Origin of the sequence: Mesorhizobium sp. M1365 (genome assembly GCF_040317865.1) — a bacterium.
Lineage (GTDB): Bacteria > Pseudomonadota > Alphaproteobacteria > Rhizobiales > Rhizobiaceae > Mesorhizobium.
Window position 1 is genome coordinate 1 of the sequence record NZ_JAMYLG010000058.1, and the last position, 26044, is coordinate 26044.

Annotated in this window: 18 protein-coding genes and 2 pseudogenes; 8 read left to right on the top strand and 12 right to left on the bottom strand. The window is 59.6% G+C overall.

The window, feature by feature from the left end:
* Positions 1-356: 356 nt before the first annotated feature.
* Entirely contained in the window at positions 357-638 is a 282-nt protein-coding gene (locus NKH04_RS30725; RefSeq protein WP_352473173.1) for a hypothetical protein, read from the top strand.
* A 346-nt stretch (positions 639-984) separates the two neighbouring features.
* A pseudogene (locus tag NKH04_RS30730) lies at positions 985-1141 on the top strand (ferritin-like domain-containing protein); the annotation flags it as partial.
* 200 nt (positions 1142-1341) lie between these two features.
* On the opposite strand, the gene NKH04_RS30735 reads toward NKH04_RS30730, so the two are convergent.
* From NKH04_RS30735 to NKH04_RS30745, 3 genes are all read right to left on the bottom strand, one after another.
* Positions 1342-2862, bottom strand: coding sequence for an FAD-dependent oxidoreductase (locus tag NKH04_RS30735; RefSeq protein ID WP_352981119.1), 1521 nt, complete (start codon positions 2860-2862; stop codon positions 1342-1344).
* Between the two features lie 751 nt (positions 2863-3613).
* Positions 3614-5461, bottom strand: a complete 1848-nt coding sequence (locus NKH04_RS30740) for an adenylate/guanylate cyclase domain-containing protein (protein ID WP_353045443.1) — start codon at positions 5459-5461, stop codon at positions 3614-3616.
* Between the two features lie 194 nt (positions 5462-5655).
* Positions 5656-6390, bottom strand: coding sequence for a hypothetical protein (locus tag NKH04_RS30745; protein WP_352928604.1), 735 nt, complete (start codon positions 6388-6390; stop codon positions 5656-5658).
* A 164-nt stretch (positions 6391-6554) separates the two neighbouring features.
* On the opposite strand from NKH04_RS30745, the gene NKH04_RS30750 reads away from it, so the two are divergent.
* Complete coding sequence (locus tag NKH04_RS30750; protein WP_352542964.1) at positions 6555-6740, top strand: helix-turn-helix domain-containing protein; 186 nt, start codon at positions 6555-6557, stop codon at positions 6738-6740.
* A 77-nt stretch (positions 6741-6817) separates the two neighbouring features.
* On the opposite strand, the gene NKH04_RS30755 is transcribed toward NKH04_RS30750, so the two are convergent.
* Entirely contained in the window at positions 6818-8932 is a 2115-nt protein-coding gene (locus tag NKH04_RS30755; RefSeq protein ID WP_353045444.1) for a DUF3363 domain-containing protein, read from the bottom strand.
* 643 nt (positions 8933-9575) lie between these two features.
* Positions 9576-10658: an IS110 family RNA-guided transposase gene (locus tag NKH04_RS30760; RefSeq protein ID WP_353045445.1), complete on the bottom strand. Its 1083-nt coding sequence runs from the start codon at positions 10656-10658 to the stop codon at positions 9576-9578.
* A 620-nt stretch (positions 10659-11278) separates the two neighbouring features.
* On the opposite strand from NKH04_RS30760, the gene NKH04_RS30765 reads away from it, so the two are divergent.
* Entirely contained in the window at positions 11279-11632 is a 354-nt protein-coding gene (locus tag NKH04_RS30765) for a hypothetical protein (protein ID WP_352542907.1), read from the top strand.
* Between the two features lie 730 nt (positions 11633-12362).
* On the opposite strand, the gene NKH04_RS30770 is transcribed toward NKH04_RS30765, so the two are convergent.
* Positions 12363-12662 (bottom strand): DUF736 domain-containing protein, encoded by a 300-nt coding sequence (locus NKH04_RS30770; RefSeq protein ID WP_352542906.1) that lies wholly within the window; start codon positions 12660-12662, stop codon positions 12363-12365.
* A 402-nt stretch (positions 12663-13064) separates the two neighbouring features.
* Here NKH04_RS30770 and NKH04_RS30775 point away from each other — a divergent pair.
* A pseudogene (locus tag NKH04_RS30775) lies at positions 13065-13533 on the top strand (Ros/MucR family transcriptional regulator).
* Positions 13534-13637: 104 nt separating this feature from the next.
* Here the strand turns inward: NKH04_RS30775 and NKH04_RS30780 are convergent.
* The 6 genes from NKH04_RS30780 to NKH04_RS30805 form a co-directional block, all read right to left on the bottom strand.
* Positions 13638-13955 (bottom strand): DUF309 domain-containing protein, encoded by a 318-nt coding sequence (locus tag NKH04_RS30780; RefSeq protein ID WP_352542905.1) that lies wholly within the window; start codon positions 13953-13955, stop codon positions 13638-13640.
* Positions 13956-14542: 587 nt separating this feature from the next.
* Complete coding sequence (locus NKH04_RS30785) at positions 14543-16771, bottom strand: adenylate/guanylate cyclase domain-containing protein (protein WP_352502250.1); 2229 nt, start codon at positions 16769-16771, stop codon at positions 14543-14545.
* A gap of 501 nt (positions 16772-17272) precedes the next feature.
* Complete coding sequence (gene hxsA, locus NKH04_RS30790; protein WP_352492335.1) at positions 17273-17815, bottom strand: His-Xaa-Ser repeat protein HxsA; 543 nt, start codon at positions 17813-17815, stop codon at positions 17273-17275.
* A complete protein-coding gene (gene hxsC, locus NKH04_RS30795; RefSeq protein WP_352542870.1) occupies positions 17812-18912 on the bottom strand; it encodes a His-Xaa-Ser system radical SAM maturase HxsC in 1101 nt (366 codons plus the stop codon). The genes hxsA and hxsC overlap by 4 nt, the downstream gene beginning before the upstream one ends.
* Positions 18909-20318: a His-Xaa-Ser system radical SAM maturase HxsB gene (hxsB, locus tag NKH04_RS30800; protein WP_352492333.1), complete on the bottom strand. Its 1410-nt coding sequence runs from the start codon at positions 20316-20318 to the stop codon at positions 18909-18911. Before hxsB ends, hxsC begins: the two co-directional genes overlap by 4 nt.
* Entirely contained in the window at positions 20315-20584 is a 270-nt protein-coding gene (locus tag NKH04_RS30805) for a hypothetical protein (RefSeq protein ID WP_352492332.1), read from the bottom strand. The genes hxsB and NKH04_RS30805 overlap by 4 nt, the downstream gene beginning before the upstream one ends.
* A 693-nt stretch (positions 20585-21277) precedes the next feature.
* Between NKH04_RS30805 and NKH04_RS30810 the strand changes: the two genes are divergently transcribed.
* Genes NKH04_RS30810 through NKH04_RS30820 form a run of 3 tightly spaced genes read left to right on the top strand, consistent with a single transcriptional unit; the run spans position 21278 to position 25857 of the window.
* Positions 21278-23164 (top strand): AAA family ATPase, encoded by a 1887-nt coding sequence (locus tag NKH04_RS30810; RefSeq protein ID WP_353045446.1) that lies wholly within the window; start codon positions 21278-21280, stop codon positions 23162-23164.
* A complete protein-coding gene (locus NKH04_RS30815; RefSeq protein WP_353045447.1) occupies positions 23164-24138 on the top strand; it encodes an HNH endonuclease family protein in 975 nt (324 codons plus the stop codon). Before NKH04_RS30810 ends, NKH04_RS30815 begins: the two co-directional genes overlap by 1 nt.
* Positions 24139-24150: 12 nt before the next feature.
* A complete protein-coding gene (locus NKH04_RS30820; protein ID WP_352542867.1) occupies positions 24151-25857 on the top strand; it encodes a patatin-like phospholipase domain-containing protein in 1707 nt (568 codons plus the stop codon).
* Positions 25858-26044: the final 187 nt, after the last annotated feature.

Here is a 26044-nt window from a genome sequence, read left to right on the forward strand (position 1 = left end):
CCTCTACCCGCTCAAGTCAAAATGGCAGTCGCGCCATCTCAGAACGAGGCGCCCCTCCCGCGAAGCGGGTTCGTGCATGAGGCGCGAGGCGGACCTGCCCGATGTTTCATGCGCCGAATGCCCGAGATGCGAGCGCAGCCATTAACCATCGATTAACTATTCGGTCGCCTTTAATTCAATTTTGCAGCATACTGATTTGGGTAGCGTGGCTGCTCAAGGAGATTGGGACAAGAGAGGGTAATTCTCCTGTTCGCGCACCAGACTTTCACTCACGACATTCGAAATTGAAAAAGAAGCGACGGAACACCGTCGTGTCATGGGGAGGCGCCGCATCATGTTTGATGAGGAGCGCCAGAATGAAGATCGAAGACGCAGTTACCGCAGTGACGTCAGAAGCGAGCGCGCTCATGTCTTGCCTCGGCCAGCCCGTTGTCGCCTACCACGTCACGGAAATCATGAGAGAGACAGACCTGGCACACGCCCGCGAGATGCAGCTCGCGCTGGTGCGACGAACCATCGAGGCTCTTGTCGATGACGGCCTGGAAGGCGTCGCCGCCGAACATTTTGCATCCGAGTTCGATGGCAGCATCGGCTTGACCTGGAGACTTCTGCACGCATCCGACGGCGTGGCGCATTGATCAAGACCAGAGCGGTCTTGGTCAAGCTCTGGCAAGGTCAGCTTCTAGCGCTAAGTTGCCCGTTCCGGCGGCCGGCTCAAGCGGCAAAATCTGACCCCGTTGCCGACATCAGTCCGGACAAGTACCAGTTGCAGGGTCTTCAGGAAGAAAGAAGCTTCACCGCTCGCAAGGGGTGAGTTCGCGAGGGAGGTGCGCCGGGCGAAGTCAATGAGGTCGTTGGGTGTCTGGAAAACGCGAACGATACGGACCCTTTCTTCGCCGGAAATAATTGCGACTTGGGTGCCGTCGGAACTGAAAGCTGCGCGTGTAAGGCCCGGTCGGACGGTCACTTCGTCTGGCTGGCAAGGGCAGAGCCAATATCGTTCCATCGACCCCGGATGCGATCGCCTTCACGAGGACGCCCCAGGAAGTGCTTCGGATCGTCTATCTCGACCGACAAGGCCGGCGTCAGCAAGGGCGGCTTCTACCCGAACGGGATGAACGGAACGCTCAAAAGCACCTGACGTTTGCGATGGAGGAAAGGTGGAATTGAATGCAGAGTGATTGGCTGCACAGCGGATTCCAAAGCCGAGAAAGATTCGGGGATCGACCTACGAATTACCTGGCGATGGGGTCCATCGGGTGCCAGTGTCGAGCGGCTACCAAGCAGCATCTTCGCCTGAGCTGGCATTGCGGCATCTCGCCTCAACGGGAGTCGCCATAGCTATTCCACCTCAGCCAGGGGCGCTACGGCCGGTCCGTTCAAAGCCGTGCCATCGACGGCAAAATGCGAGCCGTGGCAGGGGCAGTCCCAGCAGCGTTCCAACGAATTCCAATGGACATGGCAACCGATATGGGTGCATGCGGCCGATCGCTTGTAGAGCGTGCCGTCCTCATCGCGAAAGGCCGCGACTTTGGTAAGCCCCTGGCGGACGATAGCCCCCTGTCCGGGCCGCAGCTTATCGGCGGCATCAATTTCACCAGGCGCGACATACTCGGCAAAACTCCTGATCGCTGTCGCATTCTCCGCCAAGTAATCGCCGATCGCGCGTGCCGTCTTGCGAGAGGGTTCGTAAAGTTCCCGCCAGGGGCTTTCCCCCTTCAGGATCAGGTCGGAAATCAATTGGCCGGCCACAACCCCATGGGTGATGCCCTGACCGGAATCGCCGGTAACAACGAAGACGTGCCCGTTGCCGGGATTACGGCCGATGAACCCGGCGTAATCGACGGTCTCCATTACCTGCCCGGACCATCGATTGGCTTCCGCGCCGATATCGGCCACCAACCCTTTGGTCCAGGCCGCCAGGGCAGCGAAGCGGTCGTCGGCGTCGTCGACCTGCCCTGTCTTGTGATCCTCACCACCGACGATCAGAAAGTCGGTCTTGCCTTCGCCAGGCTGCAGACGGACGTAGTGATAGGGGTCCAGCGTGTCCCAATAGAGTGCATCCGGCAAAATGTCGCGCGCGATCTCGAATGCCATCGCGTAGGTCCGATACGGCGCCTGTTTGGTGTGGAGCGCCACCCGATCGTTGATCGGCGAGTTGGTGGCGACAACGGCCGATTTGGCAGACACGGCAAAGCCCGAGACCGTGGTTACGCGCACGCCGCCGTCAGTCTCCTCGACTTTGTCGACGATGGTATCCGCATAAAGCGCGCCGCCGCGCGCGCGGATGCCGGCAGCCAGCCCGCGGAGATATTTGAGCGGGTGGAATGTCGCCTGATTGAGGTAACGAAGGACGGGCGCGTCCGAAAACCCAGCAAGCGGCACTCCCACGGTTTTCTCGACGTCGACACCGATCTTCAGAGCGGCGTCCAGTTCGCGCTCGATGACGGATTCCTTCCTGCCCGACGCCGGAAACAGAAAGCCTTCGAGGCGGCGGAAATCACACGGCATGCCCTCCGCCTCCTGAATCGATCGGATACGGTCGATAGCGGCCGACTGGCTTTGGTAGTAGATCCGCGCAAGTTCCTCGCCACGCAATTTGATCAGTTCCGAAAAGTAGTCGTCGCAGATCGATGACAGATGCGCGGTGGTGCGGGCCGTCATGCCGCTTCCGATCCGGCCGCGATCGAGCACTGCCACCTTTTGCCCGGCGATGGCCAGTTCGAACGCGACCGACAGTCCGGCAATGCCAGATCCGACGACCACGACATCGACCTGTTCACTCCGCTCGAGCGGAACTGCATCAGGCGCTACTTCGGTTGCCGCCCAAAGGGATACAGTCCTTTCGTCGCTGACATTCATGGCGGAACTTTCCGGACGCGATAGCCGGTAAACGGCCGCGACGGTTCAAAGTTCCTCGATAGCTTTTTGAATGCCGGCAGGGCTATCTGCGCCTCAACCTGGCGTTTTCCTTCTGGGTCATGTTGTCGGCGGCGATGAGCCGCTTCAACGACCGCATGATCGCCCCGCGCGTCCATCCCGCCTCAATCAGCAATCGGCGATCGCCTGGAAGCCGGGCTCCATTGCCTCCTGGCAATCGATCTCGCGGTCGGCATAGTCTCCCTGTCGTATTGGCGCTCTGATCATCAGATCAACACGCTGCTTAGAGATATGCTTCGGCATCAGCCCGGTGCTCAAAGCAGAACCAATGGGATGGCCGCCTCGGCTTGGCGAACCCCCATCCGGCATCCTTGCCACAGTCGGGGTGCTCGCACGTATGGTGCTGAATGTCAGGCCGCGTGACGGGCTCCATGGCACCGGGAAGGCGGATCAGCTCGTCGTTCATCGGCATGCTTTCAAAGCAGCGAGCCTTGTGCAGGCGCCTGCTTCGTGCCTTCGTGGCACGAATATGAAAATCCGACCCCTTGCGGACCATTCCCTGATGGGAGGTTAGGGGAACGTCGCGACCCCATTCCGGACCTCTAGAATGGTGAGATCCAAAGGCCCGTTGGTATGGGACACAGACGTTGGCTCAGCTTACGAAGCTGACAAAGTTGCGCCTTAGGAACAAATTTCTTTAGGAACCTATGAATAAACGTGACCTGTTATTCTATTAATTGAAAGTATCGCCGCCAGCATCGCGAATTCCCTTGAGCATGTGATCGTTGTCGGCGTCGTTCCTGTAGGCCCGCCATCTCACAAATGCGGCGGTGAATCCTGGCTCAACTTTCTCGCATTCTGCCAAGGCCTTTTCCGCCGCAGAGCGCTTGCCGAGATTGGTCAAGCAAACCGCTAAGAATAGAAAGGTCAGTGCATAGTCAGACCGACGACTGGCAGCTCGCTGCAACCAAGCAAGTGCGTCGGCGTACCGCCGGGCGTTTAGGTATGCGCCGCCCAACCATGTCATCGCGTAATGCATTCTGGGCTCTAGCGGGTTGAGCCTCAATCCGGTTTCAAGGAACGGGATGCCCTCTTCGGGACGTCCGGCGACGTCCAGGACGTTCCCTAAAACCACATAGGCGAGCGCGTTGCTCGGATTGCAATCGATCGCCCGTTGGACTTCTTCGATGGCGGCGTCGTGCATTCCGGACCACATGTACCCCAATCCTAAACTGAGGTGCGCAGCCGAATCGCTGTCATCGAGCGAGACAGCCTTTTTTGCCGCGTCGACGACTTTCGAAACGGCCGCCGCGTGGTCATCGACCTGCTTCAAAAAAATCTCTTGAAGATACGTTTGTGCGATGCCGGTATATGCTTGCGAGTAGGCGGGATCGATTTCCAAGGCGCGCCTAAACATATCGCGGGCCTGCTTGTGCGCCTGTCCGGTGAATTGGTGCGCTAGCCCCAAACCGCGCAAGTAATAGTCCCAAGCACCAACGTTTTTAGTTCCGGGAACTGCCATCCGGCGCGTTTCGGCCCTCGTTATCGCCGGCTCCACCACTGCAGCGATCTTTTGGGTTAGCTCGTCTTGCAATTCAAAAATGTCGGTCAGGTGCCTGTCATATTTTTCCGCCCAAACGTGATGGCCCCTGGCGGCATCAATCAATTGGGCAGTGACACGAATACGACTTGCAGCTTTCCGAACACCGCCCTCCAGAACAAATCGAGCATCTAATTCGCGGGCTATCTTGCGAACGTCCACAGCGGAGGATTTGTAGGTAAATGTTGAATTGCGGGCAATGACAGGAAAGGTTCGCCAGTGAGACAGGGCTGTAATAATGTCCTCTGTTAGGCCATCGACGAAATAGTCCTGCTCTGGATCGCCGCTCATATTCAGGAACGGCAGGACTGCGACGGCTGGCCTGTCCAATACATTGACAGGCTTCTGGATTGCTTTTAACGCCAGCTTCATTCTGTAGACGTGAACTGGCTCGGAGATGTTCTTGAGTTCTTTTTCGCCGATGTCTTCGAAATCAACGTTTAATTTCTTCTCGACCTGCCGACGGACATCAGCCGAAATGGCTATTCCGCCGGGCGCCGCGAGACCTTCCAATCGAGCGGCGATGTTGACCCCGTCACCAAAAATGTCTTCGCCGTCCACAATGACGTCGCCGAGATGGATGCCTATTCGGAATTCAATCCGTTTATGATCGGGCCTATCCGCGTTCCGCTCGGCTAATGCTTCCTGAATCTCGACGGCGCATTGGACGGCGGCAACCACACTGGCGAACTCGACGAGAAGCCCATCGCCAATTTCCTTGACGATCCTACCTTGGTGTTCGGCGATTTTAGTGTCGATCGGATCGGAGCGAAGCGATTTGAATCGCTCGTGAGTCCCCACTTCGTCCGAAGCCATCAGGCTACTGTAGCCGACCGCGTCCGCAACAAGGATAGCAGCTAGTTTGCGCTGCACGTGGCCCTTGACCATTTCTGCTCCGTGACGGGTGCGAGAATGCTCCAGTCTACTTTGTAAAAAATGAGCTGTGGAGCGATTGTTCAGCCCGCGCTGAATGTCGCGCACTCTGCCGTCTTGCTTTGTCTAGATCGGGGTTTCGGCGCTGCCTGCTCTTTCCGGTACGCCTTACGACGGTTTAGCGGAATGTGGGCTGTGATTGTGCCAGGATTGTGATAGTCGAGTCACCGACTGTGGCTAAGTTGGTTAGCAAAATCAGCAGGTTACGGTGCCAATAAATTTTGAGGTTCGAGTCCTCGCCTTCATCTTCGTCTTTCAGGCGCCGAGATAGCAGCCAGCCCGCCCGCCTGCGAAGCTGGGGGACGCCGCTCGTCGGCAAAGAATTGTTCCGGCATCGCTGGCTGGGCGATACGCACCAGATCGCTGAGGGCGGAGCGAATTTGAGACCAGGGAAATTCGGAGCATTCCTCCCAAGGCTCGCCCTCACGCAACACAGCATCGAGCTTGCCTGCCACACCGGCGAGAGTCGTGGCAGGCGTCATTGAGAACGCTTCCAGCAGATCCTCCGCTCGGTCGCCAGCCTTGCGCTCGGCCCTGAGCGCGGCAATGTACCCGGTCTCCTCGGCAGCGTCATCCCAGCGTGCCTGATGTGCCGTGAGACCAGCTTCGGCTTTCTGGCGGAGAGCAGCCATATCCGGCCTTCTGCCTAGCAATTCATTGAGTGCCTCAATCGAGTGGACCGTCACGTCCTCGCCCTCGGACACGCGGACGGTCACACAAGGAAAGCCGACGCTCTCGACAAGCCTCGTCTCCAGTCGCTGCTGTCTGCGACAAAGCCGCTCGGTCAGCCGGTGGGCCGTCTGCCATTCCCGCCAAAGCGCGAGCGCTGGGTCGGAGAGGGACACGTTCGTCGCGGCAGCGTTGCCGGTGAAAGTACTTTTTTCAAGCATCAAAGCGGTGGACGCGATCATTCCTCCCGCAAGTACTTGCCTACGGGTGACGAAAGGGAGACTCGTGGTATTGTCGGAATCACCCATGATCCGAGCTCCTAACAGCTTGGTTGTGGTTAGGCCGGGCTAAGCGTGTCAGCGCTCAGCTCGGCCGCGTTAGGGAATCTGATCATACAAATTGATTGACGTCAATCGGATTGTAGCCCATGGAAAATGCGCTAACGATAGAGCAGTGTCGCGGCGCTCGGGCGATGCTTGGGTGGAGCCAAGACGAACTAGCTAGAGCCGCAAAGGTGGCTCGGCAGACGATTGCGGATTTTGAGCGTGGGGCGCGCATTCCAATTGCCAACAACCTGATAAGTATAAGGCACACACTTGAGAGGGCCGGAATCGAGTTCCTGTCCGAGAATGGTATCCGTTTAAGACCCCGCATCTAACAAACTGTTTGCTACTAGGCTTGGCCAATCGTTGCCGGCGATAGTTGCGAGCCAAAAGTGCCACGTGATGGGCGCTTTCACAGCCCCAGCCCACGCTTTCTGCCGAAGCTCCAGTCGATGCCCCCGCTGTCTTGCACGAGCCCGCTGATGTGCTGGCCGACGCGCTTGTCGAGCATCGGCTGCCAGGGAACGAGCTGAAGCCCGAGCCCGTTGTCCAGCATGGCAAAACGCCCGCTGGCAAGGCGGACCGAGTCAAGGAGGGTGCCGCCGACATAGTTGCCGGGCTGAACGGGCGCGAAGGTAAGGCCGCGCGCAGCGGCGATTTCCTTACCGACGCGCGTGACCTCCTGGAGTTCCAGCGTGGCAACAAGGTCGCGCGCGAAGGTAATGGTCCCGCTGGTTGGATCGCGTTCGGCATGGGCCATCCCGACGAGCTGGGCAGCCCGTTTGTCGAGAGCGTTGTCGACGTCGAGACCAAAGCCTGACCGGACCAGCGGCATGGGATTTTTTGCCGTAAGCTCCCGGTCGAGCCAGGTGGCGCCATCGCTGCCGACCTGCGCGTCAAGATCGAACGTCGAGAGCACACGCAGGGAGAAGTCCTTCTCGGCGTTGCGGCCATCATAGGCGATGCCGCGCTCGGACAGGTCTTTTGGAATGCGCCAGTGGTCTTCATCGATACGTTCGACGTGGCCGGCCCGGCGCAGCGCTTCGAGACGGCGGACATGGAAACGGACAAAGGCGTCCGGGTCCTTGCCCTGCTGCAAAAATGTCTCGCGGATCGCCTCCAGGTGTTGGCTCGGGCGATAGATGCCGTCCTCGCCCGCTACGCTGCTGATGTTGCGGTCGGCCGCACGTGGCTCCTGCTTCGGCAGCACCGGATCGAGCGCCACGATGTGGCCGCGCTGGATGTCTTCGAGCTTTGCCGCGTCGGCAGTCTCGACATAGTGGGTGCGCCCGTCGACGCCGTCGATGACGAGCGACAGCCGATCGCTCATCTCATCACCCGCAAGACCCTTGGCGAGCACGCGGCCGACGACCGGCTCGGTGATGGTCTGCCGGTGCATGACATATTGCGCCGCGCCCCGTTCATCGGCGAGGCCGTGCTCCTCCAGCGCCCGGTGCATGCTCTTGATAATGTCGTTGCGCTCGCCAAGCGCCCGCAGCACGTTTTCGGTCCTGTCGGAGATGACCCACCGGCCGGGCTCCATCTCGCTCGCCAGGCCGAAGTGCTCCAGCTTCTTTGCCCGATCGATCAGCAGATAGCGATTGCTGGAAATGGTGTAGCTGTCGCTGGCATTGGGACGGAGGCCGACCAGATCGTGCTCCTGCTGTTCGGCGATCAGCATGCGGTCGAGCCGGGTCAGCCGTTCGGCTTCCACCTCGCTGGCCAGCTTGCGGGCGACCTCGATCTCGCTTTGCAGCCCGAGTTCCCGTTCGACCAGCTCGCCTGCCCGGTGACGGATGCCATGGGCGATGTAGTCGCCGGCGATGTTCAGGATCTTGCCGTCATCGGTGATGCCGCGCACCAGGACGTGGGTATGCGGATGACCGGTGTTGTGATGGTCGACAGCGATCCAGTCGAGGCGCGTGCTGAGGTCGGTCTCCATCTGACGCATGAGATCGCGGGTGAAGGAGCGCAGGTCTTCCATCTCGGCGGCATCCTCCGGCGCGACGATGAAGCGGAACTGATGCCGGTCGCCGCGCCCGCGCTCGACGAAGGCCTTGCTGTCGGCCTCGTCGTCGAAGGCCGAGTACACCCTGCCCTTCTCGCCGTCCCTGGTGACGCCGTCGCGCTGGAGATAGCGCAGATGCGCATCGACAGCCTTGCTCGTCGTCGCGAATTTTTGGGCGCGCCCGGTGATCCCCTTCCCTTGCTTCGGCAGCTTGACGACGCGCGCCTTCACCACGACGCGACGGGAACGAAAGCGAACGCCATTGGAGTCCTGCTTCCACCTACCGCCGTCCTTCGGCAAGTCTGCCGCCACCTTGCCGCCGCGGCCCCGCGCGTTGAAGCGGCCGCTCCCCTGCCCGTCGTTCCTGCTTGCGCCGAGGCGATTGGGATTGCCGCCCTGCTTGCGGATGGCAATCTCGACCTGGCGCAGAAAGGGCAGCGTGCGCGAATTGACCGGCGTGCTGCTGCGCCGGATCCGGCCAATGCGAACCTCGAATCTGTCGCTGTCACGATCTGCCATGACGACAGCATCGGGAGTCGGATTTGGTGCTTCAAGGTGGCCGGAGCGCCGGGCGTTCTACGGCGCGCAAAGACTTGCTGCGGCGTAGAACAACCGATCGCACATCGCTGCGGCATCACACCTTTGCTTTTGAGATCAACAGGATAGCGAACCAGCCGGCGCCATCCGCACCTCGCGCGATTCCGCCTGGCGTCGGCACGAGCAGGAAAAAACAATGTGCAGACAACAACTTACGAGCAAAGCGAGGGCGAGCGCCAGCTCGCTTTATCTTGCCGTCCTAATCGGGCCCCTAATGTCAACTACAATAATGGCTTTCCAGCTGCATGACATCTCCAATTCTGCTTCATAGTCACTGTAAACTCGTGCGCACTTCTTGCAACCACGCTTCCCTCGGCAGGGTCCCTGCTTTACTACGCGCTCGGCTCAAATCAGCCGTCGCATGCTCTCCTTCGGGCCGTATTGATGGCCTCATGACGAGACGGTCCTAGCGATCACGGCGCATTCATCCCGGTGGCGGGCGGATGCCGGCAAGATAGCGGACTCAGTCTCATCCAACGCCCTGCCAGGGCGCCGCCCGTGCGCACGGGAACTCTTCGAACTCAGATCTCAGGACCTCCTCTAAACTGTCGAGACGCGCCCATCGTCAAGCCGTTCTCAGCGCCTTCAGCGTCGCGCGCATCGTCGGCGTGACAACCGCCCCGGCGCCTGGATCGAACACACTGCCGTCAACCCACATACGGTGCAGGATGGCGGCAAGCTTGCGGGCGACTGCTGTGATCGCGCACAGCATCGAGCGCTTCTTGGCGATCTTGAGCCCCCACCCCTTGAGTGCCGAGCCGCGGCGCGAACGCAGCAACATGGCCGCTGCCGCCTCGCACAGCGCCTCGCGTGCAGTCATGTCGCCCTGCTTCGTGATGCGTCCCGTGAAGTCGATCGAGCTGCCGGACTGATGACGTCTCGGCGTCAGGCCAAAATGCGCGCCGACAGTGCGGGAGCGGCTGAATCGATGCGGATCATCGATCGCAACCTTGTACGTCAGGGCAGCTACCGGTCCGACCCCAGGCACGGTCATGAAGCGCCGGCAGACAGGATCGGCAGCGACCGCATTTAGCAACATCGTGTGCAATCGATCATAGCCCTCAAGGACCGCGTTACGGACCGCCAGCAAGCTGTCGATCATCCGTTCGAAGACGAAATCGGCGCCGTCCAGCAGTTCGCGCGCGCGGGCCTCGAACTCGTGCCGGCCGATCGCGCCAACCTTCAAGCCATGCACCCGCAGCGAGCCGCGAATGTGGTTCTCGAGATCCACCAACTTGCGCTTGAGAAGCTTGCGATTGGCCAGCATCGTGCGAAACCGCTGGTTCTCCACGCCCTTGACGTGGACGGCACGAAACCACGCCATGCGCATCATCTGCGCAATGCCGCGCGCGTCGTTCTTGTCGGTCTTGTTGCGCATCGCGCTCAGGCTCGTGCGCATGTGACGGGCCTCGACGACGATTACCGTCAGCTTCCGCAATAGCAGCTCACGCGCCAGCCAGACGCCTATCGAAGACGCCTTGATGCCGATGCGCTGAGCGCGCTCCACGTAGCCCTTCAGTGCGGAGTGGAGCGCGTCCGGATTGCTCTCCACCTTTGTCTCGAATACGATCTTGCCGTCGCAATCGACGATGCAGATGCTTGTTTCATCCAGCGATGCGTCAAGTCCAATGTAAACCGGGTTGTTCATGAATCTGTCCTGACTGCAGTGAACAAATACGCTGTCAGGCTCTCAGATTCCTTGCGCCGCTACCACTCTCGGCGGTCGATCTTAAGGGCGAGCCCGATTAGGAGAGCCGTCCCTCTTTGTTTGCATGTTTGCACGCCCTCTCGCCCTCTCTCGCCGTCAACCCTCCCACTGCAACCCCCGCAACGCAATAAGCCGAAATGCATTCGACCGGGAATGTCACTATCAACGTAACGCTGTAGAAGGGCGCTGGACCAAACGGCTATCTGCGGCGGGTCTCTCGCCAGACAGCGGTTCCACCGACAAGTTATCCAGCCGTGGCTCGACCGCAGTTAAGTCAACTACGGCAAAGTTTGTGGAAGGCTGAATGTTGGGCGGATGGATCGCCGCGAGCACTGTCTCTGCCGCAACATGCGCGCCACAGTCGCCATGCATTGCAAGGACATTCCGGGTGTCGCCCGTGCGCGCGAAAACCAACCAATGAAGTGCGTTCGCCCTGCTGCATCCTCGCCGTGAGCGCATCGGAATGGGAACCGCAGCAATGATCAGCGGTGCCCGTTTCCTAGCGTAATCGACCGTCTCGCGGCGGTGGGCGGCCGGCGCGACATGCTCTTGATTTCGCCATGATCGGAATTGTAGGCGGCGAAAACGCCGTCGCAGCCGAAGCGGTCGAGCTTCTCGCGGAGATGCGCTGTACGTGCAAACATATTGTCACGCGGTTGACAACGGTCGTCGCCGACGCGGACTTGATGCGCAGCTCCTGCCATGTCGGCGGCATGATCTGCATCAAGCCCATCCTTGCTGCACACCAGATGAACATCGCCAACGCTCTCGACATGCATTATGACGCGAAGCAACCGCTCGGGCGATGGCGAAACGTTTCGCGGCTTCCCGGATATGTCGCGATCATGGATCAGCGGATAAAATCGTGCTGCTGGAGCGCTCAGCCGCTCACTATCCGCTCAGGTTCTGCGTAAACAACCGACGCTGAAAGGGTGAGCCAAGCATGCAGACATCATCGTCATGCTGCTGCGGACGACAGTGCATATATCACGCTTCTGATGCGTCGACAGCCTGCGGCCGTGCTCGCTTCCGTCAAGAGCAAGGCTTCGCCGGCCGGACTTGCTTGCCGCAAATTGCGCCGCGATGGGCGTTCTCCGCCATTGGCAAGCGTCCGGCCGCCTGACCTTCGCTGCGCGCGGCGCCCGCCTGACGGGCGATCGGTCGAAGGGCTTGACCGACGCCCGATCGATCGAAGAGCTTGACGCAGCAGAAACGCAGTCGGAGCACCCGACCAGCTTCGTTCATTGCGCCTCGATAGCGGCTCCAAAACAGACTCCGTGCGTCCTTGTTGGCGTCGACTGGAACAGATTGGGGCGGACCGGTTGCGTGAAGACGGTTGTCGATCGAGAGAGATAAGCGCCGACCTTGTCGCGGTGCGATTCCACGCTGCACCAGCCCTCCATGCCTTCGCAGCAGACGCGATGGTCAGGCGCGTTTTCGGCACGGTTGCTGCGAGCCTTCACGGCTCGATCGGGGCCGGATCGTTGGAAACATTCGGCACTGGAAAGGTGGCGTCGGCGCCCAATAGGACCGCGCGACCGATGATCGAAATTTTGGAAGCACGGAAATAGCAAAGCTCAGGTCGTCGCATAATCCCACGGGTGAGAGGCGGTGCCTCGCCCGGGGTGAGGCACCGCGTGTCGATCAGCGGGACCAGATGAGCTTGTGCTCGCCGTTGTCACTCTGGACCAGGGTCGCGTAGACCGGGGCCGTGAAGGAGGGGTCGTCGAGCTTGACCGAAACGTAGTCGGCGCCGGTGTCCTTGGCTGCCTTTCTCCAGCCTGCGCCGAGTTCGACGCCATTGGCGGCGACCCGGTAATCGGGGCCTCGCTCGTTGTCCTTGGCGACGGGCCGGATGGTCGCCTTCATGTTGACGTTGAGGGTGCGGATCGTGCCGGTAAAGGCGCCATCGTCGCTGCGGGTGAAGATGCCGATTTGAGCCATTGTGGTATCTCCTTACTGTTCCTCGAAGCCGCCCAGCGCGGCCTCGATAGCGGTCTTCAGGGCGACGGGACGGCTGGCTTGCACCCGTAGGGCCGCAGCGTGAGCGGAGGGCGGCGGCAGCCGAGCTTCTTGGTTCGCGAGGAATGCGCCTCAGCGCAGGGGAAGAAGGTCAGCGAAGCCGTTGCGGGCCTCAGGCCGGTCTGGCGCCAGACCAGCCATGCAGAGAGGCCGCCTGGGCAGCTCCGGGGCACAGTCGCCCGGGAGAGACCGGCGCGGACCAGCTCCGCCGCGGCAGAGCGGCAGAGCACGATAGTGCCCAATGCATTCGTTGCGTTTGGCGCAAACCGCCACTATGAAACGGACAATTTCGCCGACTGTCTTTCAAGCCGCCATGAGAGTTTCGTGACAGAAGAAGCTGAAAGCAATGCCGACAACCTGATCGAACTCACTGCCGACGTCGTCTCGGCCTATGTCTCGAACAATCCGGTTCCGGTCGGTGACTTGCCGGCCCTCATCAGTCAGATTCACGCCGCATTGATGGGCACCGCCGGCGGCGGTGCTGCGCCGGATAAGTCCCGGGCTCTCAAGGCTGCCGTGCTCGATCAAGAAATCGGTCACTCCGGACTACATTGTCAGCCTTGAGGACGGGAAGAAGTTCAAGTCGTTGAAACGCCATCTCGCGACCCACTACAACCTGACGCCCGACGAATATCGCACCAAATGGGGCCTGCCAGCGGACTATCCGATGGTCGCGCCGAACTATGCCGCAGCGCGCTCGGCATTGGCCAAGACGATGGGGCTCGGCCGAAAGCCGAAAGAACCGGAAAAGCCGGCGCCGCTGAAGCGGACGCGCAAGAAGACCGCGGCCTGATTGCTGCAGATCCATCGGCCTATGTAGCCCGGACACAAAATAGGCGGGAGTAACCAGCCTTCCACAGGCGAAGCTGGGGTTGAACGCTTACCAAGGGTTGCCGATCAGACACTCTCAAGTTTTGGTGCGAGAATAAAATCGAAAACGGGCTCGGGCTGGTCAGGCTTTGGTTCTGGCAAAACCCGGGAAGTTACGGCTGCTTCGGCATATTCTGCAAGCGCGGCAGGTGTCATCCCGAGCGCAGTCTCAAAGAGCCGGCTCGGCACCGTCACCACCTGACGAAAAAGCGCGGCAGCTCTTGTGGCATGGCGTACGGCAGCGACCCGCTTTCCCTCGCGTATTTTTACCCCGGCCGCCGCCAATAGGATCAGTCCCTTGAAGAACAGGCGGTGCTGGGTGCTTCGTTTCGCAGCCTGTCCCAAGCCTCATGGGCTTCCCAGTAATAGCCATGGTTGAAAAGGTCGATTCCCCATCGAAAGACATCCGAGCCTAACGCTTCCCCAAGGGCGACGGTCACGGGATCGTTTCGGTAGCTATGGCCCAAGGGATCACGTACCGGATGCGGATGTTTGCCAGGCAGGTACGCATAGGTCGGAAAACTCTTTTCGGGCAGCAGGCGAGGACGAGACATCGGCCCAGCAAGCATGAAAGCGCGTTGATGGCAATTCATGTCACATGGAGCTGACGGCATAGGCTTCGTATGTCAGAGCTGAGGCCATGGATCGGGCTGAGTTCCGGTTTCTGGAGATTACAGACTGCCAATTATGCGACTTTCGAAGCACAAATCATGAACATAGGATGATGGGGTATTCGGTTCAAATTCGCCGGTGGCGTCAGCTTCGCGCCTCCATTCGGCCGTAGAGATTGGCTTAGCCGCTGCCTGAAAGCAGACGTGGTCAGCGACAGGGCCGGACGTCTTGATAGCGCCAATTGTCGACGTTTGCAGTTATGCCAACAACGTCGCGTCTACTCGGCAAGCAGACTTACGGCCTTGCGGCATTTGGGAGTTTCACTTGACGACCGAAAACTCGAACTGGTCCCCGCGGTAAACGGCCTTGTATTCGTCGTCGCGCCCCGGCGTCCTGAACACATTGCGAAAAATCGCCCCACAGCTTGTCAGTTCTATGGGAAAGGCGTTGCACAAGAAATCGCCTTGCACCCACGAGGTTCCTACGCGGCTCCTCTGGCCAACGGTCTCGCTGACGGCGCCGTCGACCGAGGTTGTGCGCTGCATCGGCAGGAACGTGGGCATTACCAATTTTCCGCGCGTTTCGTGCCCGAACATGAGAGACTTTATTTCCGCCCCTGTGAGCCGGTCCTTCGGATTCATGCCTGCCTTTGCCAATGCCGACAGCTCTGGCACACCTGCCTTGGTCAGCCCGGCCAAAAGGCGTTCGATATCGGCCGTATTCTTGAACACCATGTAATCCTGGGTCATCAACTGGCTCGGCCCCCTGTCCACCCGCCCAACAACCTTCCTAAGCGTTTCCAAAGCCGCCGCGGCCTGGTCTGTGCGCCCAAGATGCCCATAAGCCGAAATAAGGACCTGCAGGGCATAAAATTTCGCCCGTGGATCGGCCGATATAAGGTCCATCTTCTCGATCGAGCGAACCGCGTCCTCAAACTTCTCCTGGCCGAACTCGGCCAGTCCGGCTTGGTAGCGCCTGTAGTCCATCCACGAGTTTGGGTCGACGCGCGCAGCCGCATCGAGATAGCTAAGCACTTCCTTCGGCCTGCCGTTGAAATTCAGAGCATTGGCCAGCGAGAGATAATTCCAAGTATCGCTGGGATCGAGCGCCACCGACTTCAGAAGAACGGTAACTGCGTCGTCCGAGTCGTGCTCGCGGACCATCAACTCGGCGACGAGCTGATAGTAGCCCGGCGAAGGATCCCTGGCCGCCGCTTCCAGGGTTTCATAGATCTTGCCCTGGGCCACGTCCGTCGTAAGTCCCATTACTACGACCCGACCGACATCCGCGTCCCAGTAGGCCCAGGCGAGCTGGGCGTACGCCGCGCCGAAATCGGGGTCGAGTTGCACGGCTTGCTGGAAATACTTCACAGCCTGCGCAAACTCCTCGGGCGTGTTGATACGGTTGTAGATGTCCATCCCCTTGAGATAGGCCTCATAGGCCTCGGGATTACTGGTGCCTCCGGCCCGGGTAGCCGGCGCGCCGCTCACCAGGCGGAGCTGCAGCGCACCCGCGATGCTGCTGACAACGCTGTCCTGCAGCGCGAATACGTCTGCCCACCGGCCGTCGAAACGCTCCGCCCAGAGATGTCTGGAAGTCGAGCCATCGATCAGCTGCGCATTGATGCGCATGTCGTCGCCGACGCGGCGAATCGAGCCTTTCAGCAGGTACCGGACGCCCAATGCCGCCGCAATCTCCTTCGGGTCCTTGTCCTTGTAAGCGGAGCCCGCGTTGGGGGAGAAGACGAAAAGACCCGGCACACGCGCCAGTGCGGTCGTCAGATCCTCGGTGAAGCCGTTGGCGAGATATTCTTGTTCCTTGTCGTCGCTGAGATTGTCGAAGGGCAGGACGACTAGCGAGGGCCGGGTGTCGGCTGCCTCGCTGACGGTCGGAACGGCAAGCGGTGCAGGCCTCTCCCACGGCTGCCACCATGCTACTGCAAGGCCGAGAGCCAGGACGAGAATTCCCGCCGCGGCCGGAAAACGCCAGGCGCGCGGCTGGCGGCGAGCATGGAGGGTCTTGCCCGCTGTCGCGGAATCAAGCAACACGCGATACGCCTGAACGGGTTCGGCTATGTTTTTGACCCTCTGTTCGCCCATTGGCTCAAAGGCGAACGCCAGCTTCCTATCAACCTCCTTGGCCACTTTTCCCGAGATGCAGATGCCGCCCGATTCCGCCAACTGCTGAAGTCTGGCCGCGATGTTGACCCCATCGCCATACCGGTCGTCGCCGTCGACGATCACCTCGCCGAGGTTGATGCCGATCCGCACCACGATCTGTTCCACTGCGGGAAGCGAGGCGTTGCGCTCGGATAGTCCCCGCTGCAACGACACTGCACATTCGACGGCATCGACGACACTACCGAATTCGGCCAGCATCCCATCGCCCATCAGCTTGAAGATATGGCCGTGGTGGCGGGCAATTTCGGGCTCGAACAGTTCCTTGCGTCCGGCACGTAGTCGCTCAAATGTACCGGCCTCGTCGCGCTCCATCAGAGTCGAATAGCCTACTACATCTGCGGCTAGAATCGCGGCAAGCTTGCGGTCCATCGGTGGCCTGGCCCCAGCGGATCATAGTATTGGTTGTTCTGAAAGGAAACCGACCTTACCAGCAAATCCCTTCTCCCGCACGTTTGATGGACCGCTGATACGGCGAGGTGTAACCAATGTCGTAGTCACCACATTCGAGACATTAGAGCTTGCCTGCCGGAATGGCTCGTTTGGGTCAGGGCTTGCCGTTGAGCCGGCCGCCGGAACGGGCAACTAGCGCCAGAAGCGGCCGTCTATGGGTTCGCCGCCAAATGGGGGCTTTGGGGTCAAAAGTTCGCGTTCGCGACAGGCCGGATCGCGCCTAATCTCGGTCATTCCTTTCGACTTGACCGCCTGCCAAAAGCGGACTTGTTGGAACTGACGTTGCGGTTGCCGCTTGTGTTGGCCGAGATCAGTCTCGCCGTTACTAAAACCCGGCATTCTCGGAATTTGGTGAGGGGAAAATTGAGGGTGCAGGGGGGCAGTGACCGCTGTTTGTTCACCGGTGTCATTTAGGTCAAATTAATCCGCTGTAATGCGCAAGGCGTTCAGCGTCTCCGGCGTAATGGTGCCTGTCACCTTGAGATTGTAATCCGCTTGCATTTTCAGGAGGCCGGCCCGCATCGCAGGGCTCATTTTTCCATCCAATTCGCCATTGTAGTAGCCGAACGACAGCATGGCGAACTGAACTTGCAGGACGATCTCCTTGAATTTGGCAGCGTTCCCGGGAAGCACAACCAGAGGTGCTGCAGCCGGCGCAGTGGCAGTCGGCGCCTGGTAGGTTGGCGAGGGCGCTTGATACACTGGTGCCGGAGCCTGATAGACGGGTGCGGCCGGTGGGTAGTAGGTGCCGCCTCCCGTAGAGGATCGATGGCTGCTGTGGGAGCTGTGGCTCGAATGCGAACTATGCCCGGCCAATGTGAATTTGTGATCCAGCTTGAAAATGTCGAACAACGATTTCGACTTGCCTCCATCATTGAATGGAGCAATCGGCATTGCGGTGCTCTCGATTGGCATGAAGCCGGCTGCCAGCAACGACGGAATGGTAAAGAGCCGCTTTTTCACGTGAGGCCTAACCTTTCATATCCATGCGCTTTCGGGTGCCATTCGAAGAAGCCGCCGCAGTCGTCGCGTAGTCCGCAACCAGCGCACTCCGAAACGTAGGATCGCTTCCAATCGGAAATCGTCGACGGAGCCAATGTTCTGTAGTCGGGCGGAAGAGTGCACAACGGAAAATTGTACAGCATCGCGTCGATCCCACGGCTGATGGCGAAATCGAGCGCGTTGCCAACCGCGTCGAAACCCTTGGAGCTGTCGAAAAACAACGAGTGCCAGTTCTGCCTGCCGTAGCCGATATTTTCGAGTTGCATGATTGCCCATTTGTCGACGAACGGCAGCGATGTCGTCACAAACCTGGCCAGATCAGTCATACCAGCTGCATTCGGCTTCATCAGCACCGTACGCAATTCGATTTTCGCGCCGGCGTGGCCAAGGACCGACAGGCCTTCTCTGACCTGGCCGAACGCGCCCGGCTTTTCCACGATCCGGTCATGAATTTCAGGATTGCTCGAGTAGACAGGAACGCCCCAAAGGATCCGATTCAGGTCTAGCTTGCCTAGCTTCGTCACGTCATCGCGGTCAAAGTGTTGAGCGTTGGTTAGGACGTGGAAATCAACGTCGGGCCGCGCCGACAACATTCGTTGCAGGAATTCGAGCAGTTCCGATTTGAACAGCGTCGGCTCTCCGCCAGATAGCCCGATCGTTGCGTTTTCTGGCGAGAGCAGGACTGCCGTCTCGAAAAACGGGAACATGTCTACATGCTGCTGTTTCGGCGGCTGCGAACACATCAGGCAAAGCTGGTCGCATCGTTCGGTGACCAGCAGTGTGTTGTGACGGGAGTTTGCTCGGATGAGACGGTGTGCGGTGCCCCGTCGAGGCACAACAAACAGCACGTCGCCATTTACGTCGCTCGGGTCGATTCCGAAGACACGAAGTGATCTGTCTTCGCCATAGAACTCTGCGCTTTCGCGGGTCGCGTTGCCCAGCACTGCATCGAACGAGCTGAGCCCTGGCGTGTCGTGGGCAACGCCCTCAAAGGAGCGGAGCCGAACCACATAGGGATCGATCGCTTCTGTCTCGATTTTGAGGCGAAGCGGGATCATGTGTGGACCGGAACCATGTGATCCCCCCAGGACGGAACTCTGGCCCATTTGGCGACAGATTGCCGAGCTGCCTCGTCGCGGCGCGTCATCACTTCTACGACTTTGTCGAACAGAGAAATATGCCGCCTGCAGAACCACGTCTCGATGCGAATGAGATCGACACGGCCGTCGCGCGACAAATCGTCGACAACGTCTGTGCCGCAGAAAGGCTGATAGACACAGTGAATGCAGTCGGCATCGAAATTGTTGATCGATGCGCCATTGAGCAGTTGCACCTTCTGCTGATCGATGCCATCGGCCACTGTTCCGATCGCGAGGTCGACGCGCCCGATGCGCGACAGCATCCTGGCCTCGTCCGTCGGGTACAGCTGCCCATCGTGATCGACGACGATATAGTCGGACGCGAAGAAATTCGGATTGCGAAGATCGACGTGATCGTCTGTCCCTGATCTCAAGAATCTCCGTAGGCACTGACTGAAATAGTACTCTTCAACGTATCGGCCGGTGCGATGATTGCGTTCGATGAGATAATCGATGAAACCTGAATGGAGCGCATTCCATCGAGCGATCGCATTTGGATCGCTCTTGCGTCGGCGCGCAAAGCCTTGGTGGTTTATCGGACGGAGATATATCGACTGTATGCCATGGCGCTCGAAGTTGCCGACGAGATCCTCGAAATTCGGCGGGCACTCGACGTCGATGGTTGGCAGGGCGGAAACCTTGCCGGGGCCGAGGCGCCTGACAGCTTCAGCCAAATTTCCGAGGAATGTATCGGTCGCCAGACTGTCGCCAGTCCGCTGCCGGGTGTGTGTCTCGTGGTTCCCATCCAGTGACGTGCTAACGAATGTGTCCGGCTGATCAAGAAAGGCCCACTCCATCTCGCCCATGCGCTGGAGGTTGGTGCAAACGACAAACTGGCTGCGCGGAAATCTTGAGCGGGTGAAAGCTCTGATCTGCTCGAGCAGATCAACGCGAAGCAAAGGCTCCCCGCCCTGAAACTCGAGCTTCATATCAGGACCTTTCAAATTGCCGATGAAGTCGAGGGCCGCGCTCAATGTTTCATTGGACCAGTCGAAGCCCCGCGCGGCCTCAGGGGCCCGGGAAACCTGGCAATAGCTGCAAGTCAGATTGCAACGCAAAGTCGGGACGAGAATGAGATACGAGAGCTCTTGCTGCTTCGATTGCCTGCCAGCCCAACGATAGGCAAAGGATGTCCAATCAGGATCGCCTTCGCGTTCAAACGTATGTCCATTGCCACGAAGAAATCTCTGGTCGTCGGCTGAGAGCGCATCGCGTGCGTATCTCCCTAGAAACTCGTCGCTACCGAGAAAGAACCCACCGGCGTCGTCGCTAAACAGCAGCGTTCCATCCGGGCGATCTCTGAATTTGAGCGGCCATACGGTCATCTGGCGGTGACCGCCCGGATCAACGCTTGTCGCAGCGGAAGCGTTTCCGAGTAGATCTTCTCACGATAAATGGCGTGAAGGACGTTCTTTCGCAAATCGTCCAGCCTGTCCGGCGGAAGCTCTTCTACCGCTACGCCCTGACCCGAGGCCGAAAACCGCAGCGACGGATATTGGACTTGTAGTCGAATTAATGCGCCTTCCGCAAAACGCTGAAAGTCCTGCGGAATCTCGATTGTAACCTGTCCCAGAATGCGCGCCGCCCCCACGTACCAAGTCCTCCGTCCCAACAAACTATACCCAAAACTGGAGTATGGGAATTGTGCAGTTCAACTTCGATTTTTCAGTGACGGCCGATATCACTGATGGTTGGGCTTGTTGCTGAACGGACGGCAGTTTTGCGCCTCATCCCGATGGCTTAAGCAAGCCTTGCCTTTGCCCAAAAGCGGATGTTCGGCCCGAATAACTTGCGGCGCCGGTGCGGTTCAAGCCGGACGTTAGCGTCGGCCCTCTTCTTCTGCTGAAAGCGAAGATTTTGCTCGGGTGTGCGAAGCTTGTCAGGACAGAAGTTCTTCGAATTAAACTTTATGATTGCATGTTTCTCGCACTCTTTACATTATCATTTAGATTACAGGGTACGATTGCGCCGACCTCGGACCAATCGCCTTGTCGACTCAACTGAAACTTGACGTGCCGACATCAACGACTTGGGGGAGATCATGCGTTACGTCATGCGGGCACCAAGTCCGCCAGCAGCCCTCGGGGACTCCCTTGCGAGCGGAAGGCGGCAATCTTTTTTTCGGTATCTGCAGCTCGATCCCTTGAAGCGCGAACAGACCCGCGTTCCGATTATGCAGTTCGAGTCACGGGAGATCATGCGTGATCTCTCGCACATGTTCCTTGGGAAATGCGCTTTCTGCGAGCAGGCTTCGAAAAGCATGTTCCTACACCGTTTCAGGCCAATGAACGATGCCGAGCCAACTGTCGGCAGCGAGGAGGACGGCCGGGCGCGCGATGCCCATCTTTATTACGGCTGGCTGTCGGATGCCTGGATCAACCTCTATGCGATCTGCGGGGACTGCAGGCCGAAGCGAACCACGTACTTCCCGGTCAAAGGACAAAGGGCGCACATCCCGACGCCGGAAGAATACGCCGGGTTCGTCGAGAATGGCGATGGGACGTGGCCGGACCTAGAGCTCGACGAGACACCGCTCCTGGTCGATCCCTGTCTCAACGACATTACCCGCCATCTCGTCCCGCGCGACGACGGATCGCTGGAAGCCGCAAGCCCGCAGGGTGAGGAGACGATCAAGCATTTCCGGCTCAATCGGACGCGATTGAGAACCAGGCGAAAGCAGGCCTTCGACGACTACGCAACACTCGAAGGCGATGGACCGAACGACACCAATGAATTCGTCGGCCTCTGGCGGATGCTGAGGCGTCAGACCGATGCTGGCGACGCAGAGATCGCAGCGATCACCGCGTCTGCGAATATCGTCGAGGAAGCCGACATCGCTGGAGCACGACCTCGCCTGCAGGAAATCCGGCTGACGAACTTCAAGGCGATCGAAACGCTGTCGATTAAGATGCCTGCTGCACCAGACCCGACCGAACGCATAGCGCAGGCACTGTTGATCCTAGGCGAAAACGCTGCTGGCAAGAGCTCCATCCTGGAGGCGATCGCACTTAACCTCATGGGCGCCGACGCACGCCCCGACCTTGTGGAGGATCCGGGTAGCCTGAGGCTCAACCCCAGCTTCATGGGCGCCGAAGATCTGCCGCAGAAGCCAACGGCCAAGGTCCGGCTTCAATTCGACAATGGACAGGTCTCGACACTCACGGTCAGCGCCAAGGGCTATTCTCAGATCGGCGAGAACCGGTTGCCCCTGGTCTTCGGCTACGGCGCCTACCGTCATTATGTGCGCGACCTGCATGACTGGAAACCGTCGCGACCGGTGCTCAGCCTGTTTCATACCGACAGCCTGCTCAGCAATCCGGAGCAATGGCTTCTCGGCCTGACACCGACCGAGTACCGGGCCGTCGTCCAGGCGCTAGGCGTGATCTTCGGGGCTGCCGAAGAGATCGACGTCATCTATCGCGACGAGGCCAAGGGCCGATGCTTCGTCGAAATGCAGATCGATGCGTCCGGCAAGAAGAGCAGGACCCCGCTCTCGAACGTCTCGTCGGGCTTCCGCACCATTCTCGCATTGTCCTGCGACATCATGCGATGGCTCATGGATCGCGACATCAATCCGAGCTTCACGACGCTGACCTCGGCGGAGGGGATCGTGCTGATCGACGAGGTGGAGGCCCATCTCCACCCGCGCTGGAAGATCCACATCATGAAGGGCCTGCGCACCGCCTTGCCGTCAATGACCTTCATCGTCACGACCCATGATCCATTGTGCCTCAGGGGAATGCGGGACGGGGAGGTGGTGGTGCTGAGCAAGGTCGCAAGGCAGCGTGGCAGTGGCCAGATCCCGATCATGGTCGACAGCCTGACGCAGTTGCCGAAGGTGTCGGCGCTGACCATCGAGCAGCTCCTGACCTCGGACCTGTTCAGCCTTTTTTCCACCGACGATCCCGAGACGGATGCAAGCCTCGCCCGTCTTGGCGACTATCTCGCGAAGGCCGAAAGTGTGCCGGACCAGGCCGTTAGGGCTGCGATGGACGCGATACGTAGGCAGGTGGTGGACGCCCTTCCGGTCGGCATGAGCGAGGCTGCCCGGCTCGTGCAGGAGGCCGTTGCGGACTACCTTGTCAACCGGCGTAACCTTGCCGGCAAGCCACGCGAGGACCTGCGCGACGAAACGAAAAGGCGGATCCTGGCCGTCCTGGAGGGCATCTGATGCGGCGCGTCGATCGGGCCCTGGTTTCAGCGCCGGCTGTCCTTGTCGGCGACAAGAGCCGCGGCGGCAAGGAACTGGCGAAGGCGAAGATCTTCTTCGAGGCGAAGGCAAAGGCTGAAGCTGCGGGAGCAGCCGCCGGCGCGCTGGCTCCAGCCACGAAAGCAAAGAAGACGAAGAAGGAAAAGACGTTCGATTTTAGCGCCTATTCCGACGAAGCGGTCAAATACGCGCTCGACAAGCTGTTCTTCGCCAAATGTGCCTATTGCGAAAGCCGATATGCCAACCAGGCACCGGCCGATGTCGAACATTACCGGCCGAAGGGACGCATCGCCGGCGTTGCCAATCATCCCGGCTACTGGTGGCTCGCCATGGTATGGGACAACCTGCTGCCGAGCTGCATTGATTGCAATCGCCGGCGTTGGCAGGATTTGCCGAAATTCCCGGTAAGCCTCGTGCAACTGCTGTCGGCGCCCGAGATGCAAGGGGCCAAGGCATCGCTTGGCAAGCAGGATCTGTTTCCGATCGCCGGTGCAGCCAGGGCGATGGCGGACTTTCCCGGAATCGACGAGCAGCCCGACCTGATCAACCCCTGCGTTGACGATCCGGAAGAGCACTTGGTGTTTCACATCGACCGCGGCGACCCTCTCGGCCTCGTCCTTCCGACGTTCAAAGACAACGTCCCTTCCAGGCGTGGCCTGACATCGATCCATGTCTACGGCCTGAACCGGCTCGGATTGGTTCAGGAGCGAACACGGGTCCTGCGCAAGCTCGATTTCCTGAGCCGGTTGATCGACGAGATCGGCAAGATTTCGGAGACGCTGCTTGCCAGCCTCGATCAGCAGACCAAGACGATGGGCGCGCGGCTCGACCTGCTGGCCAACCAAATCCTCGACGAAATCCGCGCGATGGCGGAGCCGGACCAACCCTATTCGAGCCTCGTGAAGGCTTGGTCGAACACGCTTGAAATCAACTGAGGTAGATGGGACATGAGCGCGCCTGAACTGAGCTGCGACCTCGTCATGAAGGGCGGGATCACAAGTGGGGTTGTCTACCCGAAGGCCGTCGTGAAACTTTCGCGCAAGTATCGCTTCCGCAATATCGGCGGTACGTCGGCCGGCGCGATTGCGGCGGTGGTCACTGCCGCCGCCGAATACGGTCGCGCGGACGGCGGATTTGAGAAGATCGAGGCGCTTCCAAAGCAGTTGTCGGCGACGCTCTTGGAGAAATTCCAGCCCCGCCCGGAGCTTCGTCCGGTCTTCAATCTGATACTGGCGGCGATGTCGAAAAGTATCGCGGGCACAGTCTTCGCACTTTTGAAAGGCTACCCAGTGCCAGCAATTCTGGGTGCCATCCCCGCCATCATTGTTGCCTTCCTGATCCCGTTCACTTGGCATTCGACTTCGGCGGCGATCCTCGCTGTCCTGCTGTTCCCATTCCTGCTCGTTCTCCTGCCCGCCGCCACGGCGAGTTTTGTCGCGGCCCGCGATGTCGCCCGCAGGCTTCCGGAGGCCGATTACGGCCTCTGCAACGGAATGAGCCAACCTTACATGCCCGCCGGCCATCCCGCCCTGACCGAGTGGCTGGCCGATACAATCGATCTCGTCGCAGGGCGTCCGGCCACCGCCGAGCCGCTCGGGGTCAAGGACCTTCAATCCCGCGAGATCAGGGTGCAGACCGTGACCACCGACATCACCTCGCATCGTCCCTACGTGCTGCCGATGGAGAACAATCTTCATTACTTTTCCGAGCGGGACTTCCGGTCTCTTTTTCCGGCCCGTGTCGTCGACGCGATGCTGACGACGCCAAAAGAGGGATCAAGCGACCTCTATCCGTTCAAGATTGACAATCTTCCGCTCGTTGTCCTCGCACGCATGAGCCTCAGCTTCCCGGCGTTGATATCGGCGGTCCCGCTCTACAGGATCGACTATACGCTGGTCGGCGTTCCCGAACAGGACAGGTTGGTGCGTTGCATGTTCTCCGATGGTGGACTGTCGTCGAATTTTCCGGTGCATTTCTTCGACCGCTTCCTGCCGTCGCGCCCGACCTTTGGCATCTCGCTCGGGGAATATGACCATCGGCGGGAGAAGCCGGAAAACACCAAGGAAACCCGGGTATTCCTCCCGACAAAGGCAGGACAGGGACAACTCCTTCCGACCCGAGGATTTTCCGGATTGATCGCCTTCGTGTTCGCCCTCTTTGACAGCGCCAAGGATTGGCAGGATTCCCTCCAGTCCATTCTCGCCGGCTATCGCGAACGGATCGCGACGGTCAACCTCAAGCCTGAGGAAGGCGGCCTCAATCTGGACATGCCGCCCGAACGCATCGACCAGCTTACCGGCTTCGGCGAACGTGCCGGCGACCTGATCAACAGCGATTTCGAACTCAACGAACACAAGTGGCGTCGCTATCTGGTCGAAGTCCGCGCGCTTGACGAGATGCTGCGGCAATTTGCGGACGCCTACGCTGAAGCACCCGAGCCGGGCTCGCTTGGATACGCAGAGATCGCAACCGACTACGAACCGTCATCCTACAAAGATCTCAAACCAGACGAGCGACAGACCTTGCGAGAGCGAGCCGAGGCCATCGCCGCGCTCGGGAAGGGGTTCCAGGCGCTACAACCGCTCGATAGTTTCGATGAACGCATGCCGAAGAGCCGAAGCCGGATCCGCTCGGTTGCCAGGATGGATTATTGACCGCGACGATTGCAACGCGCGGCAACCATGTCATCAGCGTTCTAGAGGCAAGCCAGACTGCAGCTAATCGTCAAACCCGAACAGAAGCGGACGGTCTGGAAACGTGAAGAGTTTCGGGCGCCGGCAGGCGTACGAAAGTCCCCGAGGAAGGAACCCGCGGGCCACAGGCGATGGCTATGGGGATTTC

Coding starts and splice junctions, on each gene's coding strand:
- NKH04_RS30750 (WP_352542964.1), top strand. CDS start 6,555: ATGCTTGGGTGGAGCCAAGACGAACTAGCTAGAGCCGCAAAGGTGGCT.
- NKH04_RS30770 (WP_352542906.1), bottom strand. CDS start 12,662: ATGGCTCAAATCGGCATCTTCACCCGCAGCGACGATGGCGCCTTTACC.
- hxsC (WP_352542870.1), bottom strand. CDS start 18,912: ATGATCCCGCTTCGCCTCAAAATCGAGACAGAAGCGATCGATCCCTAT.
- NKH04_RS30815 (WP_353045447.1), top strand. CDS start 23,164: ATGCGGCGCGTCGATCGGGCCCTGGTTTCAGCGCCGGCTGTCCTTGTC.
- NKH04_RS30745 (WP_352928604.1), bottom strand. CDS start 6,390: ATGGGTGATTCCGACAATACCACGAGTCTCCCTTTCGTCACCCGTAGG.
- NKH04_RS30755 (WP_353045444.1), bottom strand. CDS start 8,932: ATGGCAGATCGTGACAGCGACAGATTCGAGGTTCGCATTGGCCGGATC.
- hxsB (WP_352492333.1), bottom strand. CDS start 20,318: ATGACCGTATGGCCGCTCAAATTCAGAGATCGCCCGGATGGAACGCTG.
- NKH04_RS30735 (WP_352981119.1), bottom strand. CDS start 2,862: ATGAATGTCAGCGACGAAAGGACTGTATCCCTTTGGGCGGCAACCGAA.
- NKH04_RS30785 (WP_352502250.1), bottom strand. CDS start 16,771: ATGGACCGCAAGCTTGCCGCGATTCTAGCCGCAGATGTAGTAGGCTAT.
- NKH04_RS30810 (WP_353045446.1), top strand. CDS start 21,278: ATGAACGATGCCGAGCCAACTGTCGGCAGCGAGGAGGACGGCCGGGCG.
- NKH04_RS30765 (WP_352542907.1), top strand. CDS start 11,279: ATGATCGGAATTGTAGGCGGCGAAAACGCCGTCGCAGCCGAAGCGGTC.
- NKH04_RS30725 (WP_352473173.1), top strand. CDS start 357: ATGAAGATCGAAGACGCAGTTACCGCAGTGACGTCAGAAGCGAGCGCG.
- NKH04_RS30820 (WP_352542867.1), top strand. CDS start 24,151: ATGAGCGCGCCTGAACTGAGCTGCGACCTCGTCATGAAGGGCGGGATC.
- NKH04_RS30760 (WP_353045445.1), bottom strand. CDS start 10,658: ATGAACAACCCGGTTTACATTGGACTTGACGCATCGCTGGATGAAACA.